Annotated in this window: 8 protein-coding genes and 1 other annotated feature (1 of these 9 only partly in view); of the genes, 7 read left to right on the plus strand and 1 reads right to left on the minus strand. The window is 46.7% G+C overall.

Annotated elements, in window-relative coordinates; all coding sequences use genetic code 11:
* Positions 1–62: a binding site (T-box leader), on the plus strand (it extends 215 nt beyond the left edge of the window).
* Positions 63–112: 50 nt separating this feature from the next.
* From DCC85_RS10605 to DCC85_RS10620, 4 genes are all read left to right on the plus strand, one after another.
* Entirely contained in the window at positions 113–1,789 is a 1,677-nt protein-coding gene (locus DCC85_RS10605; protein WP_108465563.1) for a 2-isopropylmalate synthase, read from the plus strand.
* Positions 1,790–2,202: 413 nt separating this feature from the next.
* The gene (locus DCC85_RS10610) at positions 2,203–4,266 is read left to right on the plus strand and encodes a starch-binding protein (RefSeq protein WP_108465564.1); all 2,064 of its coding nucleotides are present in this window, start codon (positions 2,203–2,205) and stop codon (positions 4,264–4,266) included.
* 328 nt (positions 4,267–4,594) lie between these two features.
* A complete protein-coding gene (locus DCC85_RS10615) occupies positions 4,595–5,161 on the plus strand; it encodes an RNA polymerase sigma factor (protein WP_108465565.1) in 567 nt (188 codons plus the stop codon).
* On the plus strand, positions 5,154–6,650 hold the full coding sequence (locus DCC85_RS10620) for a DUF4179 domain-containing protein (RefSeq protein WP_108465566.1): 1,497 nt from the start codon (positions 5,154–5,156) through the stop codon (positions 6,648–6,650). Before DCC85_RS10615 ends, DCC85_RS10620 begins: the two co-directional genes overlap by 8 nt.
* 79 nt (positions 6,651–6,729) lie before the next feature.
* On the opposite strand, the gene DCC85_RS10625 is transcribed toward DCC85_RS10620, so the two are convergent.
* Positions 6,730–7,665, minus strand: coding sequence for a macrolide 2'-phosphotransferase (locus DCC85_RS10625; protein ID WP_108465567.1), 936 nt, complete (start codon positions 7,663–7,665; stop codon positions 6,730–6,732).
* 522 nt (positions 7,666–8,187) lie between these two features.
* Here DCC85_RS10625 and DCC85_RS10630 point away from each other — a divergent pair.
* The 3 genes from DCC85_RS10630 to DCC85_RS10640 all read left to right on the plus strand — a co-directional run bounded on the left by DCC85_RS10630 (position 8,188) and on the right by DCC85_RS10640 (position 12,327).
* On the plus strand, positions 8,188–8,757 hold the full coding sequence (locus tag DCC85_RS10630; protein ID WP_108465568.1) for an SMI1/KNR4 family protein: 570 nt from the start codon (positions 8,188–8,190) through the stop codon (positions 8,755–8,757).
* Positions 8,758–9,004: 247 nt separating this feature from the next.
* Complete coding sequence (locus DCC85_RS10635) at positions 9,005–10,444, plus strand: SWIM zinc finger family protein (RefSeq protein ID WP_108465569.1); 1,440 nt, start codon at positions 9,005–9,007, stop codon at positions 10,442–10,444.
* 26 nt (positions 10,445–10,470) lie between these two features.
* Positions 10,471–12,327, plus strand: a complete 1,857-nt coding sequence (locus DCC85_RS10640; RefSeq protein WP_108465570.1) for a HEAT repeat domain-containing protein — start codon at positions 10,471–10,473, stop codon at positions 12,325–12,327.
* Position 12,328: the final 1 nt, after the last annotated feature.

The raw sequence follows: 12,328 nt of genomic DNA on the forward strand, positions 1-12,328 counted from the left end.
CGTGAACAATGTTCACGAAACTAGAGTGGTACCGCGTAGGACAACAGTCTTTCGTCTCTTGATAATTCAAGAGGTGAAAGGCTTTTTTTATTTATAGAGGGGGAATAATCGTATGTTTGACCATCGAAAATATCAGAAGCAGTATTATCTTCCGCCAGTTATGACCTATGATTGGGTGAAGAAGGACAGTATCGAGCAGGCGCCTATTTGGTGCAGTGTAGATCTTAGAGATGGAAATCAGGCCCTTGCCGCACCTATGGATCTGAGTGAGAAGCTTAAGATGTTTGAGCTCCTTGTAGAGATTGGATTTAAGGAGATCGAGGTAGCTTTTCCAGCTGCATCGGATACAGAGTTTCAATTCCTGCGGACCATCATAGAGAATCACATGATTCCGGAAGATGTAACGATTCAGGTGATTACGCAGGCTAGGGAGCATATTATCCGGCGTACGTTCGAAGCCCTTGAAGGCGTACCTAAAGCGATAGTGCATCTTTATAACTCCACCTCAGAGGCACAGCGCAGACAGGTATTCCAGAAATCCAAGGAGGAAATAAAACAGCTTGCCATTGATGGGGCCATTTGGGTTCAGAAGTATGCTCAGAAGACCAAAGGAGATTTCTATTTCCAATATAGTCCGGAAAGCTTCCCTGGAACTGAAGTTGAGTATGCCCTTGAAATTTGCAATGAGGTTCTAGAGGTGTGGCAGCCGACCCCAGACCATAAGGTGATCATAAATATTCCGACGACCGTTGAAAATGCTATGCCGCATATTTTTGCAGGTCAAATTGAGTATATTCACAAGCACTTGCAGTACAGAGACAGTGTCGTCCTATCGATTCATCCTCATAACGACCGAGGCTGCGGTGTCTCCGATGCTGAATTTGGAGTGATGGCCGGTGCCGACCGGGTGGAGGGGACTTTGTTTGGCAATGGAGAACGAACGGGGAACGTTGATCTGATTACGGTAGCTATGAATTTGTATTCTCATGGCGTAGATCCTAAGCTCAAGCTCGGCAATATGCCGAAGATTTGTGAGACTTATGAGCAATTGACTAAGATGAAGGTACATGAGCGTCAGCCATACTCTGGCGCACTGGTATTCACTGCTTTCTCGGGTTCACATCAGGACGCGATAGCCAAGGGGATGAAGTATAGAGAAGCAGCCCAGAGTGAGTTCTGGGATGTTCCCTATCTTCCGATCGATCCTGCTGATGTGGGGCGCAATTATGAAACAGAAGTTATTCGGATCAACAGCCAATCCGGCAAGGGCGGAATTGGTTATGTGCTGCAGCACCATTATGGCATTAAGCTGCCTTACAGCATGAATGAGGAAATGGGCTATCTGGTGAAAGAGGAATCAGACCATAAGCATAAGGAGCTCTCCTCGCAGGAAATCTATCAAGTGTTTGAGAGATCTTATCTTGAATTTAGACCGGTGCTTAATGTTGCGGATTTTAGATTTACACGGGAGGAAGAGATCACGGCAGACGTCACCGTGGAATACCAAGGCAAGCAGCAGCAGATCAGCGGGCGGGGGAAAGGACGACTGGATTCCGTCAGCAATGCCCTAAAACATGAGCTCGGCCTGGAGTTTGTTCTGGAAGACTATGAGGAGCATTCACTCGGGAAGGATTCTTCTGCCAAAGCAATAGCCTATGTAGGAATCAAACATCAGGACAACTATTACTGGGGGGCCGGAACAGATGAAGATATTATCCGCGCCTCGGTCTTTGCACTGACGGTGGCAATCAACAGAATGATAGAACATAAGGGGAGAGCCATTCGTTAACACGGTTACTTTGCTTGATAGATGGATCGAAACTGACTAGGAGGTGGGCGCAGGGCCTGCCTCTTTTTTGTATCAGAGGAATGTAATTTGGATAAGAGTAAGGGAATGAGTAATCCGATTGGTTGGAACATATATGTAAAATAATAAATAATTGACAAAAGCGGAGTCTGATGCAATTATAGTCATGTATCTGCTTACCTTTTGTGCAAACGTTTTCCTTGGAAAGTTCTTGGGATATAAATTCAAATATCATTCTTTATCAGTAGGGCGATATCTAGCAATCTCAACCAAAGAGCAGCAGTAAATCCCTAATTTTGAAAGCGTGTTCAGTACTGTGGTATGGTTCATTTTCGCTCTGTTTACTCCTAACCCTAGGTTAGTTGTAAAAATAAAGACCATAAGGAGAGTGTTGTATGAAGAGAAAAGTCAGACAGTTATGGAGTCTCGTTCTGTTTGCGGCATTGCTGTTGCAGTCCTGGGGCTTTACGGCAGAGGCTCAGACAAGTACGGATATCACACAGCTCGAAAGTCAGAGTATACATCCGTCCCAAGCATCTAACTATGGGCTTCCGCTTAACACCAAAGACGGTCTTATCTTTCACGCATGGAACTGGTCATTTGAGAGCATCATGAACCATCTTCCAGCCCTTGCAGAAGCCGGATTTAAATCGGTGCAGACATCTCCAATTCAGGGCACAAAAGAGAGTTCAACAGAAGGCAGCAAGTGGTGGGTATTATACCAGCCTGTTAACTTCAAGATAGGCAACAGCCAGCTCGGTACTCGGGAGCAATTCAAGAGAATGTGTGAAGAAGCAGAGAAGTATGGCATTAGCATTATTGTTGATGTAGTCGCTAACCACACAGGAAATGCAGGCGGTGGAAATCTAACCTATACTCCGGCTGCAAATGTTGATCCTGCCATCAAGAATAACAGCAGCTTTTGGCATGAAGCAAGAGGAGTTGAGAATTGGAATGACAGATGGCAGGTCACCCAATGGGGGGTCGGACTGCCTGACCTTAATACGTCTAACCAGCAATTGCAGGATATGATCATCTCTTTCATGAATGACGCCATTAATCTGGGCGCCGACGGATTTAGGTTTGATACGGCGAAGCATATTGAGCTGCCTAATGATCCGGGTGGTTCAAATTTCTGGCCAAGAGTATTAGGCGGTCTCTCTAACAAAGCAAGTCTGTTTAATTACGGTGAAGTGCTTCAGGGCGGAGCTGATAACTTTGCGGGTTATACTAGCTATCTTAACGTGACTGCCTCCAACTATGGTCATAGTGTGCGAAATGCGGTCGGCTATCAAAGCAGTAAAAATGTCGAGGCCGCTAAGTTTTTCAACGCCAGTGGGGTTAGCCCTTCAAAACTGGTGACATGGGTTGAATCCCATGACGACTATGCGAATGATAACAATGTTTCTACAGCTATGAATGAATGGCAGATCAAGATGGGTTGGGCGATCATTGCCTCTCGGGCAGAAACTACGTCGCTCTTTTTTAACAGACCTGTCGGGAATGGTAAATTTGCTGGGAAGCTTGGGGACCCTGGGAATTCCCTGTGGAAAGATCCTGACATTGCAGCCGTGAACAAATTCCATAACGCAATGACCGGAGAAGGGGAGTACCTTAGAACCCAAGGAAATGAGACCCTCTTGGTGGAACGCGGCACCAAAGGTATGGCCATCATTAACCTGGGCGGCATTACTCAAATCAACTCAGAGACCAAACTTGCGGATGGCATCTATGAGAATCGGGCCAGCAGCGGCGGTACGTTCACCGTATCTAAAGGCAGAATTACAGGCAGCCTTGGAGGCGGCCAAATTGCAGTTCTCTACAAAACAGGGGGACAAACTCCAACCGTATCCATTGATGTGCCTGAAGGCGAATTCAATACAGATTCCCTTAAAGTTAAAATGACATATGCCAATGCCGATTCTGCAGTTTATTCACTGAATGACGGGCCGGAAACCGCTTTTCGTTCAGGAGACACAATTACGCTTGGAACAGGGGCACCTATAGGTTCTACCTTTGTTCTTAAGATTACTGCTTTGAGTGCGGCAGGCCAGACTGTGAAAACATACACCTTTAAGAAAGAGGACCCGAGTTCATCGCTGATCGTTCACTTCTATAAGCCTTCCGGGTGGGGGACACCGAATATCTATTATTACGATGACACTGCGAGTCCTATCAAAGAAGGAGCTCCCTGGCCGGGAACTGCAATGAGAGGTGAAGGAAACGGCTGGTATGTGTTGCAGATTCCGACATGGAAGATAGCCAAAGTTATGTTCAACTCAGGCAGCAATCAAATCCCCGGACCTCAAATGCCAGGTTTTGAAGTGAGCGGGGAGAAGTGGATTAAGGATGGCCAAGTATTCTCTAGCAACCCTGAATCTAATCCTGTTCATCTCCTCATGGACCAAGAAGAGCAGCTATTCTATACGGAGACACCGGGTGTATATAGAATCAACTAAAGAAAAGAACGTTATAGGACCGTATTTAAGCCGTGATAACAGAAAATTCAATGTAAAACTTTATCTATGTAACTATCAGTAAATAACCGTAAGTAAAGGGTTGGAATTAAAGCGCCTTTCTAAAAGGAATGCAAACGTTTTCTAATTGAGCTTGGTATAAGTGAAATAGTATAAACTTGTGTCTGTTATTGAATAAGATCCCTCATCTATATAGGATAGATGGGGGATTTTGCTTTGTATCTATAAATCTATATTAAAAGTTTGAACCTGATTCATAATCATTTCGCCTATATAGTATAGACAACAAGGTTAGGATGTGATGTTACAAATGCAAGATGAACAATACTGGATCAATTGCTGCCGTAACGGCGACCAAAATGCGTTTTATATGCTGGTTGAGCCCCTGCTGAACAAGGTTTACAGTGCCTCTGTTGCGATTCTGCGCTCTACTCACCAAGCGGAAGATGCTGTCCAGAATGCAATGCTTGAGGCATATGCTGCCATTATGAAGGGTAAGGAAATTCGGAATTTTACCAGCTGGTTCAAGCAGCTAGTTGCCATGAGGGCTATAGATTTAGCCAGGAAACAGACCAGACAACAGCAGCTGACAGAGAATTGGGGATGCATGGAACCGGTTGATGAAGAGGAGCAGCCCGCTGAAGCTTTGCTCAGGAAGGAAGAAGAAGCCATACTTCTGAAGCAAGTGATGTCGCTGGATTTCAACCATAGATCGGTGATCCTGCTCTACTATTATCAGGACATGTCCATTGAAGAAATTGCTGATGTGTTGAACATCAAAAAGGGAACTGTTAAATCAAGACTCCATCACGCCCGTCTAAAGCTGTTAAAGCTTAACCAAGCTAATCCAAATAAGAAGGTGATTCTACATGCTTAATCAGTTGGACGAGAAAGAGCTGGTACAGGGGATAAAGGCATCGTTGGAGCCGCTTGCCGCTCCCGAATCGTTAAAGGCCTTTGCACACGATATTGCCAGCCATGCTCAAGAATCGAAGAGACTCCATGCTGCCAAGCGCAAAAAGAAATACTGGAGAGGACTGGCGGCTTGTGCAGCGGCTTGCGGAATTCTAATATTCACGGCCCAAGTGTCACCTGCATTTGCAAGCATGCTTCAGAACATCCCCGGCTTCTCTGTAGCTTCGGATTGGCTGTCTACCAAGAGAGGCCAGGATGGGGTGGAGAACGCGGCACATCACCAGTACAAACCATTTGAACCTGTGATGGAGCAGTTTGGAGACATTAAAGTCAGCTTAGCTGATGTCTATCTAACGAGCGATAAACTGGTGTATAAAGCTTTTATCAGCTCAAGCGCATTTGAAGGGCACATCATCCGGAATCCGGATGGAACCCTGGGTCTTGACCGGGAAGCAGAGCGTTTCACGGTCTTGAATGAAGATTTTGAACAGATTGAAGGGGGAGAAAGTCAGGAGATCATTCGGGATAAGGAGACTGGGGAATCCATCCTCGTGAGCTCTTACACCATTCAATTGACTCCAGAAGAGGTACAGGCCTTTATCAAGAAGAATCCGAAGATTCTCCAATTCAAACTGTATATAGCAGGTGTGAACAAACAGAAGGCGGATCGAGAATTCGCCGTCAACGTACCCTTCCAATCCTCTCAATGGATGCAGGACCGGGTGATTCATCTTAACCAGCCTGTGGATGTAACAGGTGATCCCGATATCCAAGGCCTTGTGCTGGAAAATGTTAAGATCACACCGGTGCATACTTATGCTGAACTTCGTCTGGATTCAAGCCAGGCTTACGAGCTGAATCTGGACCTAGCCAAGGAGCATGTGGTTCAGCTGACAGATAACAATGGCAAGGTTTATCCGCTGGAAACTTACCGATTAAAGTACCAGCCGACAAACGTTAAATATGAGCCGGGACGAATTGAACTTTCCTTCAATTCTTCTCCATATTTCGATGAGACGGTGAAAAGTCTGCAGCTTCATATAGCAGATATAGAGGTGTCGGATGTATCACAGGGAAGTATGTTTACATTGGACATGAATGAGAAGCTCCCGCAGGTTGTTCAATTTAAGAATAGTAAAATGACGATTACCAAGGCTCGCTATGAGGAGGGATTCTTGAAACTTACGGTCGTTCAAGATACAGAAGCACCTATGCAGATTCGCTTCAATGTTCCAGCCTATATGAAGAAGATAGCCGAATCACCGGAACTCACCAAAAAGTATTATGAGGAAGACACCGCATCCCGTGCGGATTTGCTGATTCCAGAAGCAGGTCGTACTGAATATGAATTGTCAATTATGGCTCCAGAACAAAGCAAATATGAAATCCAAATGGCAAGAGAACTGGATGAGGTCCAGGTCAATCGAACGATTGACGTTAATTTGAAATAAGGCGAAGAATTAGAGTGGCAGACAGAGCAGCCTTGGACGAAATAAAGTCCAAGGCTCCTTCCTATTTTGTTGCATATTCTTATTTCAGGTCATGCTCGAGCTCGGTGATCATCCCTTTGGCCAACTCCATAACCGCATCATCTCCTGCAAGGAGTGCAAATTTGGCAACTAAGGCCGGATAGGCTGCCCACTGTTCCACAATATGCTCATGCATTCTAGGCCAGACTTGGCCTCCAAAACGTTCATACCTCTGAAGCAAATCGCGAAGTCCCTCTGGGCCAAAGAGTCCGAGATAGATGGTGAAATCTTTTCCCGGGTCAGCACCTTCGGCCTCGCTCCAATCAATGAAGCCTGTCACACGCTGCGACGGATCAACTAGAATGTGGGGTGGATGTAAATCGCCATGGTTTATCGTAGAATGCTCTGGCCAATAGGAGTCTGTGGACAACCACTTATCCCACCTTTCTTGAACTTTGGACGGAATTGCAAGGGAGTGTTTAATGTCTTCAATATTGCTGGAAAATTCCTTGCGTGCCTCATCCGGACCCTTGATTCGTATGCCGGCCTTTGCTGCTGCATCTTGATCAATACCGTGAAGAGCAGCTAACGCTTCAGCTAAGGAATCAAAGAACACATCAGGCAGAGCTTGCTGATCCTGCTGCCAGAGATAACCGCCTCCGGAAGGATCCACAGTCGCAACTGGCGTCCCGTTGAGCAGCGGATAGGCGATAAGCTCACGGGTAACAATACGCCAATTCGGCACATCAATAGGGAGTTTGTCCCGGATGAACAGCAGCGCCTTGTGCTCGTTCTCTGCCCGCTCCCAAACATCGGGACGTCTCGGGCTGCGCAGCACCCAATCAGTACCTTCATAATCTGTCGCGAATGCAACGCGAAAGTCCATTCCTGTCTCATTCAATTCCATGCGGTGAGGGTCCAATCTCAAGCCGCAATGGCCGGCGATTGCAGCTAGTTCATCCTTTATCTTCTGATGATCGTGTTTGTCAGCTCCCATAAAGCCAACCAACCTCCTTATGATAAAAATAAATAAACACAGGGCATGCTGCCTGTGTTTATAATCGAAAAGGCCATGATCATCTCTAATAGGCGTAAGAAAATAGACTCCCCCTTAATAGGGGAGAGGAAAATGATCTTAAGGCCATATTATAGGTATACGTACGTGGAAAGAAAGGCCAATCCCGATTCTGCAGAACACAGACAGCTAGCCAGCAGTATGCTGCGGTTATTTGCATTGGATTCTTACTCGGCCATAATCAATCACACGTAACCCTCCGTTCAGTTGAATTATGAAAATTTTACCATACGTTGTCGTTGGAAATCAACCAGCTTCACAACGGAAATATTATGGTCATAAAAAATGAGTTGATTGAGAGGAGCGAGTTCAATGCTTCTTCATCATTAGGTGAGATTCTTCCACTATTAATCATTATATGGCATAATTTTTTTAAAGCTCGTTTGAGGCATTAGGTTTTGAGAAAAGACTGATTTATGATCAGAGAATAGAGGGGATTTACATATGAATATACGAGACTATGTCAAAGCAGGCTTTGAAGCCCATTACAATCGCTTTAATGAAGTATCGGAGGACGGTTTTTGCAGATGGATGCGTCCAGGTGTCCCTAATTCAATGAGGGTAACCCCGAATGATGAGGAATGGGCAGTGTGGAAGCTGGTCCCGTCCACAGTTACTGAAGAAGATATTCATCAGCTGGAAGAAGAGTTTGGTTTAACTTTTCCAGAGTGGTATCGGGCGTTTATTTCTGTATATCATCACTATTTCGACGATATTCCTGAGCAAGGACTGGATGAACCGCTGGATGATATCAGACTCATGTACAATCCCTTGCTGTGCAAGCACGGCTATCTCCCGTTCTCTTGGGATTCGGAGTATGGATGTATTATGTGCATAGATCTTAACGGCGGAGCGGATGAGGAACAGCAAGCAATTTACCAAATCGATCATGAAATACTATTTGATTTCGAGGAGGACGCGGCTCGGGAGCAGCTTCAGGCCTCGTTGCAGTACTTGTACCCGAATTTTAAAACTTATTTTGATCAGCAATTTGTGAATCCTATTACAAGATAAAATGAAAGGGATCCCATAGTAATCGAAGATTATACGAGCAGACAGGCCGAAGATGAGTTTCATTACTCACTTCGGCCTATTTGTCTTACGGTGATGCGGAAATATAGGAATGTATGTTCTTAATTTAGGTCTTTTAGGGCTAGGGTCACTAGAAAATATTAGGTATGATATATACTACAGGCTAAATATCATATATCTATAGTTCTGTTAACTGTTAGATGGACCATTGTAGAGGGGGAAGGGAAGTTTGTTAGAGATTACGGACACTTGGATCGACTCACTTGCGCCAAACAGCGCTGCTATAAAGAATGGAAAAGACTTGAACAAGAAAGGGAAGTACATCGAGCTTCATCAGTCAGAGGATGAGCAGGTGCTGTTCGGTCTATGTGCGGGAAGCGGTAAGAACCCGTATGCTGCCCCTTCAGCAGATTTCGTCACCCCGGACAAACCGGTAATGCGGTGCAGTTGTCCAAGCCGACAGTTCCCATGTAAGCATGTGCTTGGCTTGCTGTATGCTTATGCGGAAGGAAAGCCGTTTACAACTGCTCCGGTTCCTGAAGACCTTGCGGCCAAAAGGGAAAAGGCCGAGAAACGCGAGGAGAAGAAGGCCAAGGAGACTGCCACTGGAGCTGCCGTCAACAAACCGAAAAAGGTCAATAAGGCAGCGCTCAAGAAGAAAATTATGGCCCAGCTTGAGGGGCTGGATTTGCTTGAACGGCTGACGAACTCCTTGATTCGGCGCGGTCTTGGCACGTTGGACGCCAAAGATCTCAAAACCATTCAAGAGCATGTGAAGCAGATGAAGAGCCACTATTTGAGCGGTGCTCAAATTCAGCTGCGCAAGCTGCAATTGATTCTGTCGGATGGTAAGGACCAGGAGAAGGCGTATTCCTTGGCCGCAGAACAGCTTGCCGTGGTTCATGCCTTCATTAAGAAAGGCCGGGCTCATTTGAACGTGCGGCTGGAAGATCCCGAATTAGCGCTGGACCACGAATCCTCGATCGAAGAATGGCTTGGTCATGCCTGGCAGCTATCCGAGCTTAAAGAGGCCGGATTAGTCTTACCTGAGACAGAGCTGGTTCAGCTGTCCTTCCACAGCTGTGATGATGTCTCGCGTCAGGAATTTGCTGATCGGGGCTATTGGATGAACCTACATAATGGAGAAGTATATTATACGGTCCAGTACCGTCCTTATAAAGCTGCAAAGTTGATGCGTGAAGAAGACAGCTTCTTTGAAGTGGCTACCGTGCCGGAACTCTATCTTTATCCCGGAGAGCTAAACCGGCGTGTTCGCTATGAATCTATGGCTGCGAGAGCAATTACAGAGCAGGACATCACGCACATTCGGAAAGCTGCCGCCAAGTCTTATGCGGAGGTTGCGAAGAAAGTGAAGAACCAGCTTAAAAATCCGCTCAGTGATCCGCATCCTGTCGTACTGCTCTATGCAGAGAAGATAGTTACCGATGCCGAAGGCAAACTCTTTATGGCCGACTTGCAAGGGGATACGCTTGAACTGCGGGACATTCTCGAAGACGGTACCATTCATCTGTTGAAATTTTTACAAGAAAATAACTTAAGAGAGGTTGCTGTGCTTGGAATGTTCAATCATGATTCGCATAGCGGACGATTGACGGTCCAACCTCTAAGCATTGTAAATAAGCAAGAGCTGCTTCGTTTGATCTATTAATAAGCCGATATGGAGGAACGTGCATAATGAGTCATGCATTGCTAATAGAACTCAACCAAGAATTACGGCGGCTATATATCGCCGGGAGCGATTTGGCGGCCGAGGACTTTAGATTGAAGAGGCTGCTGCCCTCCTTTCAACAGCTGGGAGAACGGGCACCGGTATTTAAGAAGCTTGCGGAGGGGATTGATGCTTTAATCTCTGGAGGCAGCGGAGCAGACTCGGCTGTGCGGCTCCAGGATGTGAATCTGCTGCTGCAATCGGTACTCCGTACCCAGGGGAAAGGAGGGGCCGAGGGTCAAACGTCCGATCTGTACAATAAGGCGGTGAATCTGCCCACCAGCTTCTCATATCGCAGACTTTCTCCCGTCCGTACCGCGCTTACAACCCGTGGCGGAGGACGTCACGAAATCATTGTAGGAGCGTTCCGGGAAGGGATATTCCAGGACCTCCGCCTGCTTCCGCTGGCGATTGAAGCTTTGAACGATCCCTACGTAGAGATTGCAGAGTTTGTAATGACCGATATTTTACCATCTTATGGCCCGGCGCTTGTGCCGCACCTTATTGAGAGCTTTAATCCAGAAGGCGGCAGGCTTGAAGCCCGCAAGCTGATAGTTATGGCCAAGAGCGGTGGAGAAGAGGTACTGAAGCTGATTTATGAAGCAGCCATGGCCGGCTCGAATGAAGTACGGACGACGGCAATCCGGCTGCTTGCTGATCATGCCGAGTATGAACAGGTTCTGCTGGACTTGAGTCATGATAAGAAAAAGAACATTCGTGAGGCTGCCTATCAAGGGCTGGCCGAGAGCAGCTGGGACAGTGCGGCAGAACGCCTGTATGAAGCGTCCAAAGGGAAAGACAGCGAGCTTGTGGGTCCTTCATTATCCCGAAGTCAGTCGGAGCTGCTTAGCGGTTGGCTGATACGAGATCTTGCTGAGCTGGTTCATATCGCAGAGGACACCGCACTTAATAAGGAGAAGCGAGAAGAGCTGAGAACACAGGCCGTCCGTTATTTCTGGGCGGTGAGCCGCAAGGAGAGCCAGGAATTGGAGCAGATTTATTTAAAGGTTCTGCGAAACTATAAACACTTTATGTTTACATTAGGCTGGACGTTCTTGGTGAATGAAGCGATGAATTATTTGAAGAGCATCGGGTCGGAAGAAGGACGGGAGCTGATGAAGGCGGCAATTGAACTCGATCTGAAAAAGTATGCCGGCACGCATTCCTACGCTGGGGATGTCTTTGTCAAAGCTCAGCCTATTCTTTCTCCAGAGCGGCTATATGAAGAATACTCTGCTCTTCTTAATGGACGGAAGCATGCTTCGGCTGCGAGCCGGAGTGTGAATACGGCCAAACAGCTTCTGGATACGATGGAGAGCATGGTGATCAACCGGAGATACCAGATGATCAGACAGGAATGGGCCTATGGAGAAGAGGGCTATGCCTATAAGGTAGAGATACCGTCACAGGAAGAAATTGCTGCAACCTGGGATTCCCGCTGGCTGGATCATTTTATTGAACTGGATCGTATGAATCTGGTCAGTGTTTTTGCTCGCCCAGGGCATGCGGAAGTAGCCTCTTTCTTACTAAAGAAGCTGCGCCATTCTCCGGAATTCCGCAACCGATTCGCGAATATCGCTGTCATCGGGCTGGTTCGTGCAGGCGTATCGGAAGAAGTATTACACGAGGCGCTCATACAGGCTGTGGAGGACGAGCGAAATACGGAATGCCGGGAGATCGAGCCGTTTTTATTCGAACAGCTAAACCGTCTTCCTGCTGTCTATGCAGACCGTCTTCGCGCTTGCCTGCATAAATTCACCTTCACAAGCAGCGAGCAGCTGGAATTTATCTTGAAAAACATGGAATCGTCCATTCATTCATAAA

This window comes from Paenibacillus sp. CAA11 (assembly GCF_003060825.1).
GTDB lineage: Bacteria > Bacillota > Bacilli > Paenibacillales > Paenibacillaceae > Fontibacillus.

Excerpts from the sequence above, each read along its gene's own strand:
- DCC85_RS10625 (WP_108465567.1), bottom strand. The coding sequence starts at position 7,665 with ATGGGAGCTGACAAACACGATCATCAGAAGATAAAGGATGAACTAGCT.
- DCC85_RS10615 (WP_108465565.1), top strand. The coding sequence starts at position 4,595 with ATGCAAGATGAACAATACTGGATCAATTGCTGCCGTAACGGCGACCAA.
- DCC85_RS10630 (WP_108465568.1), top strand. The coding sequence starts at position 8,188 with ATGAATATACGAGACTATGTCAAAGCAGGCTTTGAAGCCCATTACAAT.
- DCC85_RS10620 (WP_108465566.1), top strand. The coding sequence starts at position 5,154 with ATGCTTAATCAGTTGGACGAGAAAGAGCTGGTACAGGGGATAAAGGCA.
- DCC85_RS10605 (WP_108465563.1), top strand. The coding sequence starts at position 113 with ATGTTTGACCATCGAAAATATCAGAAGCAGTATTATCTTCCGCCAGTT.
- DCC85_RS10610 (WP_108465564.1), top strand. The coding sequence starts at position 2,203 with ATGAAGAGAAAAGTCAGACAGTTATGGAGTCTCGTTCTGTTTGCGGCA.
- DCC85_RS10640 (WP_108465570.1), top strand. The coding sequence starts at position 10,471 with ATGAGTCATGCATTGCTAATAGAACTCAACCAAGAATTACGGCGGCTA.